Annotated in this window: 15 protein-coding genes; 11 read left to right on the top strand and 4 right to left on the bottom strand. The window is 36.9% G+C overall.

What is annotated here, in order from left to right; genetic code table 11:
• Positions 1-6: 6 nt before the first annotated feature.
• On the bottom strand, positions 7-819 hold the full coding sequence (gene speD / locus GX497_14315) for an adenosylmethionine decarboxylase (GenBank protein ID HHY74367.1): 813 nt from the start codon (positions 817-819) through the stop codon (positions 7-9).
• A 183-nt stretch (positions 820-1,002) separates the two neighbouring features.
• Here speD and GX497_14320 point away from each other — a divergent pair, with 183 nt between their 5' ends.
• Together GX497_14320 and pruA are read left to right on the top strand one after the other, a co-directional pair.
• A complete protein-coding gene (locus GX497_14320; GenBank protein HHY74368.1) occupies positions 1,003-3,168 on the top strand; it encodes an EAL domain-containing protein in 2,166 nt (721 codons plus the stop codon).
• 104 nt (positions 3,169-3,272) lie between these two features.
• Positions 3,273-4,820: an L-glutamate gamma-semialdehyde dehydrogenase gene (gene pruA, locus GX497_14325; GenBank protein HHY74369.1), complete on the top strand. Its 1,548-nt coding sequence runs from the start codon at positions 3,273-3,275 to the stop codon at positions 4,818-4,820.
• A 76-nt stretch (positions 4,821-4,896) separates the two neighbouring features.
• On the opposite strand, the gene GX497_14330 is transcribed toward pruA, so the two are convergent.
• Positions 4,897-6,432 (bottom strand): methyl-accepting chemotaxis protein, encoded by a 1,536-nt coding sequence (locus GX497_14330; protein HHY74370.1) that lies wholly within the window; start codon positions 6,430-6,432, stop codon positions 4,897-4,899.
• 209 nt (positions 6,433-6,641) lie between these two features.
• Between GX497_14330 and GX497_14335 the strand changes: the two genes are divergently transcribed.
• The 3 genes from GX497_14335 to GX497_14345 all read left to right on the top strand — a co-directional run bounded on the left by GX497_14335 (position 6,642) and on the right by GX497_14345 (position 9,702).
• On the top strand, positions 6,642-7,298 hold the full coding sequence (locus tag GX497_14335) for a response regulator transcription factor (GenBank protein HHY74371.1): 657 nt from the start codon (positions 6,642-6,644) through the stop codon (positions 7,296-7,298).
• An 11-nt stretch (positions 7,299-7,309) separates the two neighbouring features.
• Positions 7,310-8,830 (top strand): two-component sensor histidine kinase, encoded by a 1,521-nt coding sequence (locus tag GX497_14340; protein HHY74372.1) that lies wholly within the window; start codon positions 7,310-7,312, stop codon positions 8,828-8,830.
• 155 nt (positions 8,831-8,985) lie between these two features.
• Positions 8,986-9,702, top strand: a complete 717-nt coding sequence (locus tag GX497_14345) for a hypothetical protein (protein HHY74373.1) — start codon at positions 8,986-8,988, stop codon at positions 9,700-9,702.
• Between the two features lie 73 nt (positions 9,703-9,775).
• Here the strand turns inward: GX497_14345 and GX497_14350 are convergent, their stop codons facing one another.
• Positions 9,776-11,077 (bottom strand): NCS2 family permease, encoded by a 1,302-nt coding sequence (locus GX497_14350; GenBank protein HHY74374.1) that lies wholly within the window; start codon positions 11,075-11,077, stop codon positions 9,776-9,778.
• 182 nt (positions 11,078-11,259) lie between these two features.
• On the opposite strand from GX497_14350, the gene GX497_14355 reads away from it, so the two are divergent.
• On the top strand, positions 11,260-12,426 hold the full coding sequence (locus GX497_14355) for a TCR/Tet family MFS transporter (protein HHY74375.1): 1,167 nt from the start codon (positions 11,260-11,262) through the stop codon (positions 12,424-12,426).
• 18 nt (positions 12,427-12,444) lie between these two features.
• Here the strand turns inward: GX497_14355 and GX497_14360 are convergent, their stop codons facing one another.
• Positions 12,445-12,942 (bottom strand): L,D-transpeptidase family protein, encoded by a 498-nt coding sequence (locus tag GX497_14360; GenBank protein ID HHY74376.1) that lies wholly within the window; start codon positions 12,940-12,942, stop codon positions 12,445-12,447.
• A 135-nt stretch (positions 12,943-13,077) separates the two neighbouring features.
• Here GX497_14360 and GX497_14365 point away from each other — a divergent pair, with 135 nt between their 5' ends.
• The 5 genes from GX497_14365 (at position 13,078) to GX497_14385 (ending at position 18,545) form a co-directional block, all read left to right on the top strand.
• Positions 13,078-14,346, top strand: a complete 1,269-nt coding sequence (locus tag GX497_14365; protein HHY74377.1) for a GntP family permease — start codon at positions 13,078-13,080, stop codon at positions 14,344-14,346.
• Positions 14,347-14,642: 296 nt separating this feature from the next.
• Positions 14,643-14,969 carry a MarR family transcriptional regulator gene (locus tag GX497_14370; GenBank protein HHY74378.1) on the top strand — a complete coding sequence of 109 codons (327 nt, stop codon included), beginning with the start codon at positions 14,643-14,645 and terminating at the stop codon, positions 14,967-14,969.
• A 24-nt stretch (positions 14,970-14,993) separates the two neighbouring features.
• Complete coding sequence (locus GX497_14375; protein HHY74379.1) at positions 14,994-15,650, top strand: HlyD family efflux transporter periplasmic adaptor subunit; 657 nt, start codon at positions 14,994-14,996, stop codon at positions 15,648-15,650.
• Positions 15,651-15,662: 12 nt separating this feature from the next.
• Positions 15,663-17,177 (top strand): DHA2 family efflux MFS transporter permease subunit, encoded by a 1,515-nt coding sequence (locus GX497_14380; protein HHY74380.1) that lies wholly within the window; start codon positions 15,663-15,665, stop codon positions 17,175-17,177.
• A gap of 24 nt (positions 17,178-17,201) precedes the next feature.
• Positions 17,202-18,545, top strand: coding sequence for an efflux RND transporter periplasmic adaptor subunit (locus tag GX497_14385; protein ID HHY74381.1), 1,344 nt, complete (start codon positions 17,202-17,204; stop codon positions 18,543-18,545).
• Positions 18,546-18,580: the final 35 nt, after the last annotated feature.

Consider the following 18,580-nt stretch of genomic DNA (forward strand, 5'->3'; position numbering starts at 1 on the left):
TCTCCTTTATCCATTTATAATATTTTTTCCGTAAAATATTTCATCCATTTCTATTTTGAGCTTCTTTTCAATCGATAGCTGTTCTTCTAAAGATAATGTTTCTTTCGCGCAGCCAAATAAGTAATTATCTAAATCAAATTGCTTCAGCTTACATTTAGTATGGAAAATATTTTCCTGATAGACGTTGACGTCAATCATATGATACAAGTCTTGTATTTCATCGGGTATATAATTTTGAATCGAGTTAATTTCATGGTCAATAAATAATTTGTGGCCGCTAATATCTCTTGTAAATCCACGCACACGATAGTCGATGGTCATGACGTCTGTTTCGAAAGAATGTATTAAATAGTTTAGGGCTTTTAGTGGCGAAATCTCTCCACAGGTTGAAACATCAACATCGGCGCGAAAGGTGCTGATTCCTTCATCTGGATGTGATTCTGGATATGTATGAACAGTGATATGGCTTTTATCGAGCTGGGCAATGACTGATCCTGGAATGGGCCCAGGTGATTCTTCAAAGGCTTCGATTGGAGATTCATCGACAGGCTCCTCGGATACTAATAGAACGACACTTGCCCCCTGTGGAACATAATCTTGCTTCGCAATATTTAATATATTGGCCCCAATAATTTCTGTAACATGGCTCAAAATTTTTGTAAGCCTCTCCGCATTGTATTGTTCATCAATATAATTTATATAAGCTTCACGCTCCTCTTTTGTTTTTGTATAGCAAATATCGTACATATTGAAGCTCAATGATTTTGTGAGATTATTAAAACCATGTAATTCAACAACTTGCTTAGGTGTAAGCTTCATTTTATAAAATCCCCTTTTTTCTTGTTCTTATTTTATGGTTGTTTAAATAGAACAATAATATACAGTTTTGCAGGGTGTTTTTGTGTACAGGTGTTCATTAATAATTTATAATGTGGTAAACAACACTAATGACTTAATTTAATATTATAGAAATTATTGAAAATACCTCTGAGGAGACTCTATATGAGTAGAAATACAGAAATTCGTACAACAATCATATTATTAATAGGAATAATTGTAGCTGTAGCTGCAGCATTTTTAAATCCGGTCTTCGATATCATTCTACCTGAAAAAGACTTTTTGATACATGTAATCTTAGAAATCATTAGTATCTCTGTTGCAATCGCAATAGCGATACAGTTATGGATGGTTTTTCCACATACGCTATCAAAACATCGTTTAATATTAGGTGCGCTATTTTTAACGGTTGGTTTATTTGATTTTTTTCATGTACTTGCATATAAAGAAATGCCTTATTCAGGCGGTATGTCTAGCCAAGATGAACACTGGTTTTGGTTGATTTCAAGACTAACATTGGCAATAGGGTCAGTTATTTTATTTAGTCAAAGTGATTCTCAAATGAAGAAGAACAGCCGTACCTATATTTTTCTCATTGTGGCTATTTATGTTGCTGTAGTCGCTTTTGTCATTTTCAATAGTTCCAATAATTTACCGATTTTAATAGATGCAAATGGTCAAACAACGCTAAAAATACTACTTGAATTCCTTATTATTAGCACATTTGTTGGGACAATCGCTATATTATTTAATCTATATCGGAAAACAAAGAATGAATCCCACTTAGTGCTGATTGTCGCTTTCAGCTTTACTTTATTATGTGAATTAGTTTTAACTTTGAATATAAATAGCAGTTTTCCACAGAGCGTGATTGGCCATCTTTTTAAAATATCAAGTTATTACTTTTGTATGAAAGGAATTTATGCTGCGGCAATTGAGGAACCATTTTCGAAGCAAAAAGAAGCGCAAATCGCACTGCAAGAAAGCGAAATTAAGCTGGAAGCATTTGTTAAGAAAATAAACTATCTTGCCTATCATGATGAGTTAACAGGATTACCGAATCGAAATTACCTTTTGAACTGTTTAGAGGAAAATATAAAAAAAATGGGGAGTTCAGGAGATAAATTCGCGCTTGTTTCGATTAACTTAAATCGCTTCAAAAATGTTAATGATACATTAGGAAATGAAATGGGCGATTTGTTTCTAAGGACGGCTGCAGAAAGATTAAAAGAATTTAAAACCAACAATGTGGTTGTATCGAGGATGGTTGCTGACGAATTCATCCTTTTTATTCCTAATAAGGAAAATATCGAAGAACTCATTCGCCTTGCATACTTAATCCATAAACGGATTGAAGAACCGATGATTGCAAAAGGTTTTAAATTTCATATTACCTCCTCAATCGGGATTACATTATTTAGCGAAAATATTGAAGATACGAGTCAAATTATTAAACAAGTGCAGCTAGCCATGCATGAAGCCAAGAAAAATGGTCAATCTGTGATGGTCTACCATCCTGATATGAATAAAGAGCTTTTTGATAATCTTCTTTTGGAAAATGATTTAAGGCAAGCACTAAATCGCAATGAATTAATTTTGCACTATCAGCCGCAAGTAAATATAGAAACTGGTGAAATTATTGGAGTAGAGGCGTTAATCCGCTGGAATCATCATAAAAAAGGAATGATTTCGCCTGGCAAGTTTATCCCGCTAGCTGAGGAAACAGGTTTAATTATCCCAATTGGCAATTGGGTGATTGAAGAGGCCTGCAAACAATTGAAAAGCTGGCTTGATAAAGGGCTCACTCCGTTTCGATTATCAGTGAATCTTTCCTTGCGACAGTTATTTCAAGAGGATTTAGTAGAGACTGTTACAAAAGCTTTACAAAAATCGAAAATTAAACCAGAGTTTTTAGAGCTTGAGGTAACTGAAAGTATGGCTGGAAATACCGATCGAGTCATCACGATTCTTCAAAGCCTTAAAAAGTTAGGTGTGCGCATATCTGTTGATGATTTTGGTACAGGTTATAGTTCATTAAGTTATCTTTATTCATTTCCGATTGATCAATTAAAAATAGACCGATCATTTATTATGAATTTATTTACAGAGGAAAATAATAAAGTAATTGTAAGTACGATTATTTCGATGGGGCAAAATCTTGGGTTAGAGCTAATAGCGGAGGGTGTTGAAACAATAGAACAAATTGAATTCCTTCGAGCAAACAGATGTGTTGGAGTTCAAGGATTCCTCATAAGTCGCCCATTGCCAGCAGTAGAGCTTGAAAATTTGCTATCCGAAAAAACAATATTATTAGATAGGTGTACTAGTTAAGTCAGCATATTGCTGGCTTTATTTGCTTTCAAATTTAAAAATTGTACATGATAAAAGCCGTTAGTTGAATAATATTATCGTAATAACAAAAAAGGGGAGATTTTATGTTTACACCATACAAACATGAAGCGCTGACAGATTTTTCTGTTGAAAAAAACCGTAAGGCATTTGAGGCAGCATTAGAAAAAGTAAACACATTAATGGGTAAGGATTATGACTTAGTTATTAACGGTGAAAGAATCTCAACTACAGAAAAAATCATTTCCATTAATCCCACAAATAAAGAAGAAGTTGTCGGCTTTGTTTCGAAAGCCGATCGAGAGTTAGCAGAGAAAGCGATGCAGGCAGCATCTGAAGCATTTAAAAGTTGGAAAAATTGGGGTGCTGAAGCAAGAGCTGGGATTTTGTTCCGTGCTGCTGCGATTACGCGCCGCCGCAAGCATGAATTTTCTGCATTATTAGTGAAGGAGGCGGGAAAGCCGTGGAAGGAAGCGGATGCTGATACGGCGGAAGCGATTGATTTCATGGAATATTACGCACGCCAAATGATTGAACTAGCGAAAGGCAAACCGGTATTAAGCCGCGAAGGTGAGCGCAACCAATACATTTATCAACCATCAGGTGTAACCATCGTTATTCCCCCTTGGAACTTCGCATTTGCAATCATGGCTGGTACGACTGTTGCACCAATCGTAACAGGAAATACGGTCCTCCTAAAGCCTGCTAGTAATTCACCTGTTGTTGCTTCATGGTTTGTTGAGGTTTTAGAACAAGCGGGATTGCCGAAAGGTGTTGTCAACTATATCCCTGGAAGCGGGTCTGAGGTTGGTGATTATTTAGTTGATCATCCGAAAACAGCGTTAATAACGTTCACAGGTTCCCGTGATGTAGGACTTCGTATTTTTCGCCGTGCTGCTGTCGTTCAGCTAGGTCAGAAGCATTTGAAACGGGTAATAGCCGAAATGGGTGGGAAAGATACTGTAGTCGTTGACAAGGATTGCGATCTTGAATTAGCGGCACAATCAATTTTTTCTTCTGCTTTCGGTTTTGCTGGTCAAAAATGTTCTGCAGGCTCCAGGGCGGTTGTTCATGAAGATATATATGACCAAGTATTAAATCGTGTCATTGAAATAACGGAGCAACAAGTAGTTGGTAACCCGGAAAATTATGAAACGTATATGGGACCTGTCATTGACCAAAATTCTTTTGACAAAATAATGGAATACATTGAAATTGGCAAAAAAGAAGGGCGAATTGTAAGTGGCGGCAAAGGCGATGCTTCAAAAGGATTTTTCATTGAGCCAACGATTATTGCTGACCTTGATCCAAAGAGTGTAATCCAACAAGAAGAAATTTTTGGGCCAGTCGTTGGCTTTTCTAAGTTCAAGACTTTTGATGAAGGCCTTGAAATAGCTAACAACACTGAATATGGACTAACAGGTGCGCTTATTTCCAATAATCGTGAGCATATTGAGCGTGCCAAACGTGAATTTCATGTAGGGAACCTCTATTTTAACCGCAATTGCACAGGTGCGATTGTCGGGTATCAGCCATTTGGTGGCTTTAATATGTCAGGTACAGATTCGAAAGCAGGTGGACCAGACTATTTAGCCCTTCATATGCAAGCGAAAACAATTAGTGAAATGCTGTAAAAACATAGAGAGGGTGTCCCCAAAATATAAAACTTTTGGGACACCCTCGTTTATTACTTCCTAGAACGACTAAATCCTAGTTGCTATGGTCAAACTTATGAATTAAATCTTGCAGCTCAACAGCTAATGATTTGAGATTTGTTGAAATAGTAGACATTTGCTTCAGAGCATCTACTTGTTCTCTTGTAGAATGGGCAATGCTTTGCGTGCTTTCTGCATTTGTCGCAGCGATTTGTGCAACTCCATCAACAGATGCGGTTACTTCTTCTGAGCTTGCTGACATTTGTTCAGCAATGGAAGACATCTCCTCAATTTGGATTGCAACGGTTTCTGATGCTACTACAATATTTCTAAAAGTTATACCTGTATTGTGGACAATTTCAATTCCATTCTCCACATCTTTTGCCCCTATTTTCATAGCTTCTACCGCTTTGTCTGTATCATTTTGAATTTCTCTAATTAATTCTGTAATTTCTTTTGCGGAAATTCTTGACTGTTCCGCTAATTTTCTTACTTCATCAGCGACAACAGCGAACCCTTTGCCATGTTCACCTGCTCTAGCTGCTTCAATTGCAGCGTTAAGGGCAAGTAAATTTGTTTGCTCTGATATCGTTGTAATAACTTGTAAAATTTCATCAATTTGTTGCGATTTATTTACTAATAGACTAATTGTTGAGGAAAGATTTTGAACAGAATTATTAATTAAATTCATTTGCTCAACAGCATCCTCAATTGATTTTTCGCCGTTTCTCGCTTCATTTACGGTTGCTTTTGATTGTTCTGAAACAACATTAGCTGACTCAGCGACCCTTTGAATGCCGACTGCCATTTCATCCATAGCTGTAGCACTTTCTTTTGAAGAAAGTGATTGTTGTTCTGTTCCTTTAGCTACTTCTTCCATCTTTTCGGTAATGTGGTCACTTGCCAGAATTGTTTGCTCAACATTTGTTGCAAGGTTTTTTGAGGTTTCAACAACATTGTTTGCTGTTAATTTTAAATTATTTAAAACCTCTACTAACTGCTGCTCGCGTTCAGCTTTTTCTTTTATTAGTTTACTTGTACTTCGTTTTTTCGCTACAATTTGAAGGATTGTTGCAGCACTTGTAAAGATTAAGTAAATGGCATGAATCATTAATAAGCCAAAGGAATAATCGCTTGTCCCGCAAAGAAGCTCAGGGGCTACGAAAAATCCAAGGAAATGTTGGACTGCAAAGATGATTGTACTAATGATGATGAGATTAACAGCTTCATAATAAGCGATAATGGCTAAAACCATAAAAATTGAAAAATGATACTCAACCATACCATTTCCACCAGCGATAATGGAAATACTACTAAATGTTAATGTGAGCATGTTTAATAGTGGCAAATGTTTTTGTAGTACAGGAACCTTTGCGTGAATGATAAAACTAATGGTTAATAAAATAATGGGAAGTAAAAATAAAATATTTAACAATAATACTAAATTAGCTGGGATTCCATTCATATTATTCAATACAAGATAATCTTCAAATATATTAAATGACCGATGGAGAACATGAGTAAGGATTGATAAAAGGACAATACCTAATGAAAAAAGCAGCATAAGTTGGTTTTTCTGCTTGTCAGCCATATTAAAACATCCTTCCTAATATTTTTTATGTGATGAAAGTATATCATAGATATAGTAATAGGATTTACAAGAATTAGCAATAATTTTGTACATTTCAGGGGGGTCAAATAGTTGTTTTTTTGTAATAAAAAGAAAATTGAAAAATTCAATCGATTCATGTAAAATTATTGATACACTTGGTTAAATTTGGTTTTGAATGGGGGGCCTTTATGACAATTCGAATCATTATTACGGATGACCATGCCATCGTTAGAACAGGTATAGAAATGATGGTGAACTTGCAGGAGGATATGGAGGTTATTGATACTGCGTGTGATGGGAGTGAAGCATTTCAAAAGGCAATTCAGTTGAAACCTGATATTGTGATTATGGATTTAAACATGGCGCCTGGGGAGAATGGTTTAATAGCAACGAAAAAATTAAAAGAAGCCAATCCTGATATTAAAGTATTAATTTTAACGATGCATGATGATCGGGAATACATATTCCGGGTTTTGCAGGCTGGTGCTTCAGGCTATATTTTAAAGAGTGCAGAGGATATGGATTTAATTAATGCTATTCGTACGGTACAAAGAGGAGAAGCATACCTTTATCCAAAGGCACAAAAGCTGTTAATTGAGGATTATATGGAACGAATTGCGAATGAGGGTGAAGATGATATTTTTCAGCAACTATCAATAAGAGAGCAAGAGGTTCTTGAATATATTGCGAAGGGGTATACAAATAAAGAAATCGCAGACATGCTGTACTTGTCAGTTAAAACTATCGAATCACATAAATCAAAAATCATGGAAAAATTACAATTAAGAACAAGGCCTGAGTTAGTTAGATATGCTCTGAAACAAGGCTTACTTGATTTTGAATAGTGGTGAGTCGAATGGGGTTGTTAAATAAATTCGAGATAAGAGCAATCATTAGTGTTTTTGTAGCGTTGCTTGTTTTCATTTTGACAAGGCTCTTGCATATGACGATTTCTTTCATATACGACCCTGCTTACTTTTTGATTTTTCATACCTTATTTGAGCTTTTTAGTATTTTTGTTTCCTACTCAATCTTTTTCTTTGGGTGGCTGACATTTCAGCATACCCGTTCCACTAAGGAATTGAATTTGAGTTTGATTTTTTTTGCTGTTGGGTCAATTGATTTACTACATACTTTAACATATAAAGGAATGCCCTTTTTCCAATCTGAACATACGATTGCAATTGCAACATGGTTTTGGATTACAGGTAGATTTATAGAAAGCATAGGATTAGGGTATTATCTCCTGAAAAATCATAGTGAAGGTATAGTTGAAAGACGAAAAAATATAAAAATAATTTTAACAATCGTTGTTGTATTACTGTTAATTTATGTGATTTTATCCTATGCACAAAATCTCCCTGTACTCCTCGAAGACGGGATTGGTGTAACGGGTACGAAAGTAATTTTAGAATATATTATAAGTATTATTCATTTTATTACTTTAATCATAATTACGAAGAAATATACAGTTGAGCGGAACCGAAACTATCTGACTATTTCTATTGGAATTATTTTTATTCTGATTGGGGAGCTAGTATTCACGCTATATCGCAATATATATGATGTCGATAATTTATTGGGCCATATATACAAAGTTTTAGGATATTTTTATTTGTTCAGAGGCATCTATTTGCCGCATTTCAAGGAAATTTTGGAAGGGAAAGAGAAAGCGGAACTTCAGAGGACTTTAGTTGAGGAGAGGTTACGGGAGCAAGAAAGTAAGGTAACCTCAAACATATTATTGGCTCAAGAAGAGGAACGAATGAGGGTTTCCCGACATCTTCATGATGGAGTAGGACAATTGCTGTATAGTGTTTTAGTATCGCTAAAAATGTTAAAACAATTAGGGTTAAATGAGAAAATCAATAGTCATATCGAAAATGTCGAAAAATTAACAAGTAATTCGATGGATGAAATTAAAACGATTGCTTTCGAACTTAGGCCTAGTTCACTTGATGACCTTGGGTTATTTTCTGCGATACGTGCCCATAATCAAAGATATGAAAAAACCTTTGGCATCAAAGTAGATTTGGACATTAACGGCAAGAAGCAAAGGTATTCTCGTGAAATAGAAACGGAGCTTTATCGTATATTTCAAGAAGCTTTAAACAATGCGGCGAAATATGCTGAAACAGATAAGATCATTGTAAGGATTATTAATAATGTTAATAGCGTTGAACTTCAAGTTATTGATGAGGGAAAAGGCTTTAAAGTTGAACAATATAAAAGGTCAAATGGTTCAAAAGGGATTGGCTTGTACAGCATGAAAGAACGTGCTGGCCTATTAAAAGGTACATTTGAAATTGAATCAGTCGAAGAAGTAGGTACAAAGATTAAAGTAGTTATACCGTTAAATTCCGATAATACTAATTAAAAAAACGATGAAAAAGGGTTATCCGAAACTGGATAGCCTTTTTTTGCTTTCAGGGATTTTCTCATTCTAGAATAGGGAATCTCCCGATAGATAATTTTTTGAAAAAAGTTAATAATTAACATGAATAAGTTTAATCATTAGCAAGGGGGGATGAGATGGAACAGTCGTTGTCTAACTTGGATGATATTGAAGATGGGGAACAACTAGAAACAAATCGGGAACTGGAATTAAAGTATCATACTTTAGAGAATTTGCTACGGAAACTAATGATTGATCAAGAACTTAAAAATAAAAATGTGTCGTGGGAACTATATCATGTTGTTGCCCAGACGTTATTTAGCATATTACTTGGGATTAGAATGACCATCAATGAGGACGTTGATGAAATATTAAAAAACTATTTAAAAAAGCTGGAAATATCAACTAGTGAAGTGTTAAATATAGTTAAAAGGCTATCTTCGGATCTTTATCCTCAGGTAATCGAGGAAATAGGGTTTGTAGCAGTATTAATAAGCTATATAAACTCCTTAAAAGAGGATGGTATAAATATAAAGTTGCAAATTAACGGAGAAAAAAAACAAGTTCACAGCGATAAGGACTTACTTTTTTATCGTATAGCCGAGGAAATAATCAGATTTGTCGTACATGAATTAAAAAAGGATCGTATGAAACTGATTCTTTCATTTGAAAATGGTACTGAAAATAAATTTTTGTTTTCTTTTCAATGTAGTCAAAATGAAATAGATCAGCAAACGATTGAAAATGGTTTAGAAATTACGAAGAAACGGTTAGAAGATGTGGATGGTTGGAGTTATATTCAAAGAAAAAAGGAAGAAATGGATAAGTGGTTGATTGAGATATACATTCCATAATAAAATTCAAAATCAGGTGGAGTCTTGGGACTCCACCTGATTTAAATGACTCACGAAATAGGTCTATAACGCATTAATGTGGTAAAAAGGCTAGTTGGAAGAAGAATAATACGGCGAAAATATATAACAACGGATGGACTTCACGCCATTTCCCTTTCACAATTTTCATTAATGGATGAGAAATAAAGCCTAAAGCAATCCCGGTAGCAATGCTTGATGTTAAAGGCATGCTCAAGATAATTAAAAAGGCTGGAAAGGCTTCATCTAGTTCATTCCATTTAATATTGGCGATGTTTCCCATCATTAAACTGCCAACAATGATTAATGCTGGTGCTGTAATCGCTGAAAGACCTGATACAGCTCCAACGAGTGGGCCGAAAAAAGCAGCTATAATAAACAACACTCCAACCGTTACTGATGTCAAACCAGTTCTTCCGCCAGCAGCAACCCCAGATGAGGATTCAATATAGGCACTAGTAGGGCTTGTCCCAAACATCGCCCCTGCTGTTGCAGCAACGGAATCAGCTAGTAAGGCTTGTCGCGCTCTTGGTAGTGTATTTCCTTTTATTAAACCAGCCTGCTCTGCAACCCCAATCATCGTTCCCGTTGTATCGAAAATGGTAACAAGCAAAAAGGAGAATACAACCGCATAAAGACCGTATTGAATGACATCAGAAATTGCAGTAAGAGGGTTTAAAATAATGATTCCTTCAGGTAATGCTGGCATTGATATTATTCCGTTTTCAAAGGAAAGCTGACCTGAAAAATAAGCGATGATTCCGGTACTAATCATTCCAAGGAATAGTGCCCCATTCACATTTAATGATAAAAGGATTAATGTTATCGCTAAACCAATTAATGCTAATAATGCTTGTGGTGAGTGCAAATCTCCAAGAGCTACAAGATTTGATGGGTGAGCTGTTATAATTCCTGTAAGCCTTAATCCAATAAAAGCAATGAATAGACCGATTCCAGCGGCGATACCTTGCTTTAGGTTTTCGGGAATCGCTTCAATTAATTTTTGTCGCAATGGTGTTAATGATAAGATGATAAAAAGTAAACCAGCCACAAAAACTGCTGCAAAAGCAGTTTGATAGGAGACTTCAGTATGTGTACCAACAACTGAGTATGCGAAATAGGCATTTAGGCCCATCCCAGGTGCAATGGCAATTGGATAATTGGCTGCTAAACCCATCCATAAAGTTCCGATAACAGTTGCGATAATCGTTGCCGTAAAGACTTGCTCAAAAGGCACCCCAGCATCTGATAAAATAATTGGATTGACAACAACAATATAGACCATCGTCAAAAAAGTAGTAATACCAGCAACGATTTCTGTTTTAATATTTGTTTGATTTTCTTTTAGTTTGAACAATTGTGTAACCTCCAAGATACGAACATTTAAACATACGTGATTAATAATATTCGTTTTTAATCAAAATCTCAACTTTTTTATTTTTTTAGTATAATGCTATTTTTCCCTTAAGACTTAAAATTAGAAATAAAGTTGAAAATAATATATGCTTTTCTTTATTGAACTGAAACGGGGGAAATGAATTGAAGGATAAAAAAGCATTATTGCTTCTATTTATAATTATGTTTTTAGTTATGGTTGGTTTTGGAATTATTATTCCAGTCCTTCCTTTCTTTGCTGAAGAAATTGGCGCGACACCAACGGAGTTAGGATTATTAATGGCTGTTTATTCCTTAATGCAGTTATTGTTTGCGCCGATGTGGGGACGAATTTCTGACCGCATCGGTAGAAAGCCTGTTTTACTAATTGGGATTTTCGGGCTTGCCCTGTCCTTTTTCTTATTTGCAATCTCAACGGAGCTATGGATGTTGTTTGCTGCAAGAATTATTGGCGGGATTTTGTCCTCAGCTAATATGCCAACATCAATGGCTTATGTTGCAGATATAACAACGCCAGAAGACCGGGGCAAAGGAATGGGAATCATCGGTGCTGCAGTTGGTCTAGGTTTTATTTTTGGGCCAGCTATTGGCGGCATATTTTCTAAAGTAAGTCTGAATACACCATTTTGGATTGCCGGTATTGTTTCTTTCGTTACATTTGTTTTTGTATTTATTTTTTTGAAGGAATCATTAGTTAAGGATAATGAAGAAAATGCGAGCCAAGGGGCAGGAACGCCATGGCAAACGGTTAGAGGAACGATGGGTATTCTTTATTTTCTATCGTTGTTTATTTCTTTTTCATTAGCAGGGCTAGAAGCAACATTTGCCTATTTCGCTGCCGCTCGCGCTGGAATTGATTCGGTAAACTTAGGTTATATTTTTATGATTATGGGTTTTGCCGGGGCCGCCGTACAAGGTGGCTTAGTTGGCCGCTTAATTAAAAAGCATGGTGAAGGAAAGGTCATCCAAGTCGGGATTATCGTTTCGGTAATTGGTTTTGCGTTAATTTTGCTAGTACATGACTTTTTCACAGCTGCACTCTTTTTGACGATTTTTGGAGTAGGAAACGGTGTTATTCGGCCAGCCGTCTCTTCTTTATTGACGAAAATAAATTCAGGGGGGTATGGTGGAGTAACAGGTGTACTTTCCTCCTTTGAATCATTGGGGCGGATACTAGGTCCGCCAATTGCAGGCGCATTGTATTCAATTTTGATTGATTTGCCATATATTACAGGGGCATTGATTTCTGTTGTCGCATTTATGCTATACCGAGTGTATGAACGCAAAGTTAAGGTTGGAGGCTCTCTTTGATTGAGAGCCTTCTGCTTTTTAATTCGGCCTAATTTGCACAGGCGTTCCAATCGGTACTATTCTTGAAAGCTCTTCTACATCATGATTGTACATGCGAATGCATCCTTTTGAAACGGCTTTACCGATTGAGCTTGGATTATTCGTACCATGAATGCCATAATGCTCCTTCGATAAACTCATCCACATTGTCCCAAATGGTCCTCCAGGGTTAGGTGCTTTATTAACGATAATATAGTCTCCAATTGGTGTAGCAGTTACCATTCTCCCAACAGCTATAGGGTATACCTTTATTAAACTACCATTCTTATATAAGGTTAACTTCCGCTTTGCGACTGAAATATAAATGTGATATGGCTGTGTTTCAATCGGTGGAAAGCCTGGAATTTCGATAAGCTGTCCGGGAAAAATAAAATTTGGGTTAATTGCTGGATTAGCTTGAATAATTTTGTGAAGTGAAACTCTGTAATCTTTGGCAATTGAACCCAAGGTTTCCCCTCGCTTTACAATATGTCTCATCAGTAAGTCCCCTTTTATTATTCTTTGTTCTACCTATTTGTCCATATAGTGAAAACATTAATTTTATGTTATCTTATTCATTAACAAATAGTACTGTTAACAAGGTCGTAACGTTTATTCAAGGGGTGAAACATTATGGGGGTTGATGTTCAAGCAAGCACATTAGGGACAATTACCGCATTAATTATCGCAATATTCCTAATAGTAAAAAGGGTTTCTCCACCTATTGCAATGATGGCGGGGGCGCTTAGCGGCGGCTTAGTAGGTGGATTGGCTTTTGGCGAAACCGTTGCTGTGATGATTGACGGTGCCAAGGGAATGTCTGGGATTGTACTTAGAGTTTTAACAGCAGGCGTTTTAGCAGGTGTTTTAATAGAGTCAGGAGCTGCAAAAACAATTGCAGAATCGATATTACATAAAATGGGGGAGAAAAAGGCGCTTCTAGCGATTACGATTGCAACTGCGATTTTAACAGGTGTTGGCGTATTTATCGGCGTAGCTGTCATTACGGTTGCACCAATTGCCTTGGCGATTGCAAAACGGGCGAATCTATCGAAATTTGCTGTCTTACTTGCAATCTCTGGCGGTGGGAAAGCGGGAAATATCATTTCACCCAATCCAAATACGATTGCGGCATCTGAGGCTTTTAGTGTTCCATTAACTTCAGTGATGGCAGCGGGGTTAATCCCAGCACTAATCGGCGTTCTCTGTACATATTTTATTGCTAGCAAACTTAAACAAACGGGAAGTGCAGTCGCCGATGCCGACTTGGATATTACCGAGGAAGGCAATTTGCCAAAACTAATGTCTTCCTTATCAGGGCCGATTGTAGCAATTATTCTATTATTATTGCAACCTGCTTTCGGAATATCAATTGACCCCTTAATAGCGTTGCCATTAGGCGGGATTGCCGGCGCATTTTTCATGAAAAAGCAAAGAGAATTAAATGTTTACATTACATCCGGTCTTGAAAAAATGTCTGGAATTGCTGTCTTGTTGCTTGGGACAGGGACGTTGGCGGGGTTAATCAAGCATTCAACTTTATCATCTGTAATCAGTCATTCTATTGAATCACTGGGTCTGCCAGCCGCCTTACTTGCACCAATTGCAGGGATTACAATGTCAGCGGCAACGGCATCAACTGCGGCAGCAACAGCAGTAGCAGGAAGTGCATTTGCACCAACAATCATGGACATCGGTGTTAGTGCTTTTGCAGGGGCAGCGATGGTTCACGCAGGGGCGATTGTGCTAGATCATATGCCTCATGGAACGTATTTTCATATTACCCGCCAAAGTGTCAATATGAATATGAGCGAAAGATTCAAGCTAATTCCATATGAAGCATTGATTGGCTTCGTTATTGCAGTTGTTTCTACTATTTTATTTGGAATGATATTAAGTTAAATGTAGAAATTGATATTTATGTAGTATGGGGCATCCAAAGGTTGAAATAATCAACTTATTGGTTAGCCTCATATCTTTTTAATTTACTTATAGTTTTACATGATGATATAATAATTCATCGATGATATTTCGCACACGAAATATTTACATACGAAATAAAAAGCGTAAGGCAGGGGTGTAAAATAAAAGAAATTCGGCGACTGATTAAAACGATTAATCAATATTATTTTGATTTATTTTCACATGAAATTAAAGGAACGGATTTAACGGTTCCACAGGTGCTTGTTCTGCGTTGCATGTCGCAAGAGCCACAAATGGTATCTTCGATAAGTGAAAAAGTTCTGCTTTCTAATAGCACTGTTTCAGGCATTATCGACCGCTTAGAGAAAAATGGCTATGTCAAAAGAGTGCGCGATCAAAACGATCGCAGAATTGTCTGGGTAACTGAAACAGATAAGCTCATTAAATTAAGGGAACAATCACCTGTACTAAATAAGGATTTTTCTGGATTTTTATTAGAAGATTTAGAATCAAATGAAATTGAACAGATTGTAGGCTCACTACAGTTATTGTCAGCACACATGCAAAAGAAACTAGAAAACTATAAAAATAACAGTTTTTAAGAAAATCATAGAATGGGTGGGAGTATGGAACGTAAAAAGTCATTAATAGTCATTCTTATATTAATCATCGGCTCTGGTATTGGAATAGGTGCTTATTATTGGTATCAAGGGGCACATTATGTCAAAACAGAGGATGCAAGAATTGCCGGTACTTTATACAAAGTTTCTCCACAAATTTCAGGGGAAATTGAAAATGTTTATGTTGAAGAAGGGGATGTTGTTCAAGAGAATCAAACATTGGCTGAACAAAATCCAGCAAACCTAGATCCAAGTATGATTAATAAGGCTATTATCAAATCACCAATCAATGGAACGGTTGTAAAAGTTTACTCTAAAAAGAAGGAAATTGCATCGCCTAGTCAGCCGCTTGCATTAGTAATGGATATGAATTCTTTGTATGTTTCCGCCAATATCGAGGAAACAGCTATTAATAAAATAAAAGAAGGCCAAGATGTTTTCGTTTCACTTGATTTATTAGGTGGGAAAAAATTAAAAGGGAAGGTTAGCAAAATTGGCAAGGCAACAAACTCAACATTTTCACTATTGCCAGCTATTAATACGAGCGGGAATTTCAATAAAGTTACCCAACGAATTCCGATTGAGGTCGTTATTTTTAAACCAGCTGATTTAGAACTTGTTCCTGGTACGAATGTAGTGTTGAAAATCGATATTAAATCATAAGGAGGGCCTACAATGAAACAAGAGTTAACGACTGAGTTGCCCCCTTCTGAGAATCAGCCTTCTTATTGGCTGCCATTAATCGCGATTATTATTGGAGCGTTTGTCGCGATATTAAATAATAGTTTAATAAATGTTGCACTTCCAAAGTTGATGAATGTTTTTGGGTCTACGCAAGATCGCATTCAATGGGTGTTGACAGGCTATATGCTTGCTTCTGGAATCATTATTCCGATTACCGGGTATGCAGGCGATCGGTTTGGTTATAAAAAGTTTTTCATTATTGCAATTTCTGTGTTTACAGGTGGCGCATTTCTCTGTGCCATTGCTTGGAGCGATATGTCACTTATAATTGCGAGAGTGATTTCAGGCTTGGGCGGCGGTGTTATTATGCCGTTGAGCATGGCAATCATTTATAAAATTGTGCCGAGAAATAAAATTGGGGCAGCGTTAGGATTATGGGGAATATCAGCAATGGTAGCTCCAGCTGTTGGGCCGACATTAAGCGGCTACCTAATTGAGTGGCTTAACTGGCGCTATCTTTTTATTATTAATATTCCAATCGGCCTTTTTGCGATTTTTATGGTTAGTATTTTATTAAAAGAAACGGAAGTGGATAAGACAAAGACATTTGATTTTATCGGCTTTTTATTAGTTGCTACATCAGCGGGGACATTACTATATGCTTTTAGTAATGGGAACTCTGTTGGTTGGACCTCTTTTGAAATCGTCTTTTTAATCTATATCTCTATTTCGACCTTGTTGTTACTCATTTGGTATGAGGGGAAAATTGCTAATCCAATCGTTGATTTAAGTCTTTTGAAAAACTTTCCGTTTACTCTCAGTGTCGTCACAGCGAGCCTTGTTACAGTTGGTCTTTTTGGTGGGATTTTTTTAATGCCAATTTTTCTGCAAAATATCCAACAAGTATCAGCGATTGATACGGGGCTGTTGTTAATGCCACAAGCGATTGCGATGGCGGTATTTATGCCTGTTGCAGGGAAGCTTTTTGATAAGATTGGTGTCATCCCCCTTGGACTGGGAGGCCTGACATTATTAAGTACTATGACATATGAGCTTCACAAATTAACGGTAGACACGCCGCATGATTGGATTATTACTGTGCTTGTCATTCGCGGAATTGGAATCAGTCTATGTATGATGCCGCTGTCAACAGCTGGGATGAATGCCGTTAGTCCACAGCAAGTTGGAAATGCGTCATCCCTTTCAAATTTAATACGGCAGGTTGCAGGCTCCTTGGCTATTGCAATCCTGACAATGATTATGCAGAAACGAGTGGCCTTCCACAGCGGTCATATTGCAGATACGATTTCATTATCGAATCCAGCCGTTTCAAGTTTGGGCAGTTCGCCGGTATTAAGCCTGGATACGATTGGCTCACTTATTCGACTAGAGGCCACAACTAGAGGGATTGCAGACGCATTTTGGGCTTCTTCTTTGCCGTTGTTTTTATGCATACCGCTCGTTTTATTTTTTATAAGGCCAAAGAAAAAGCCACAAGAAAATTAACCAATGAAAGGAGCTTTAGTTGAAATGAAAAATAAAGCATTGTATGCGGGAATTAGTCTTCTTTTACTATCTTCATTAGGTTTAACGGGATGCAGCTCTAATGTTATCACCGTTGCTAATGAAGATGTAACAGTCAATGTTAAAACAGCAGCAGCATTTGAAGGATATTTAAATAATGGCCCAATTTTTACTGGAACAGTCCAAGCAAATAAAGAAATTACAATTGACCCAAAGGTTTCGGGGAGAATTGCCAACATCCCAGTTGAAGTTGGGGCAACTATTACCAAAGGGGATGTTTTATTTACTTTAGAGGATGAGGATTTAAAAAATTCAACTCTTCAATCGGAGGCTGCTGTCGGAGTTGCGCAGTCTGGAATTGCCGCTGCGAAATCAGGCTATGAGTCAGGTGTTGTAGCTGCTGAAAACGGAGTGGAACAAGCTAGAACAACGGTTAATCAGCTGCAAAATAGCCTTGAAGACCTTGAGGCAAGTGCGAAAAAGGCAAGTCAAAGCTTAGTAGATGCTAAAAATAATTTTAACAGAACAAAAGAATTATTTGCGGCAGGGGCAGTGTCGAAAACACAAGTAGAACAAGCAGAGACAGCTCTTGTAGCTGCTGAGTCTGCTGTTACAAGCATCGAAGTGAATAAAAAAAATACTTTTGAAAAGCTGACAGCGGCAGAAACTACGTTGAAAAATGCCCAAAAACAATTGGGTATAGCAAGAAATAATCCGCAGGTGAAGGTCAGTGAAGAGCAATTGAAACAAGCGCAAGCAGCGGCAGCTATTGCTAATCACACTTTACGTGAGGCAACGGTCGTTTCACCGATTTCGGGAACAATTGGTGCTATTAATAGCGAAGCTGGTGAAATTGTCTCTTCACAAACACATGTGATGGTCATTGCTGATTTAAGTGAAGTTCGTATTTTGGTCTATGTACCTGCAGGTGAAGTTAATAATATAAATGTAGGAGATCCCGTTCAAGTGCGGACTGTTTCCACTACGATGACAACAGTTGGAACGGTCAATAACATTAGTCCGTTGGATCAAGATGGCAAGGGTTATCCGGTTGAAATAGTCGTTTCTAATCCGGAAGGAATTCTTAAACCAGGTATGATTAGCGAAGTGATGTTTGTTCATAAAGATGAAGGAAAAGGCGTTATTATCCCTAAAAGTGCTTTACTAGAAAAAAATAATAAACAGTATGTTTATAAAATCGAAGAAAACCACACCGTATTAACAGAGGTTACAGTCGGTGAAATGACAGATTCACAAGCGTTAATCAGTAGCGGTTTAACAGTAAAGGATAGAGTAGCAACAACAAAGATTAAAGTGCTTGCTGATCATGTGAAAATTGTAGAAGAATAATAGTAAAAAACCACTCCTGTCTTTTTTCGTAGAGT

Origin of the sequence: Bacillus sp. (in: firmicutes) (assembly GCA_012842745.1) — a bacterium.
In the GTDB taxonomy this organism is placed as follows: domain Bacteria; phylum Bacillota; class Bacilli; order Bacillales; family Bacillaceae_J; genus Schinkia.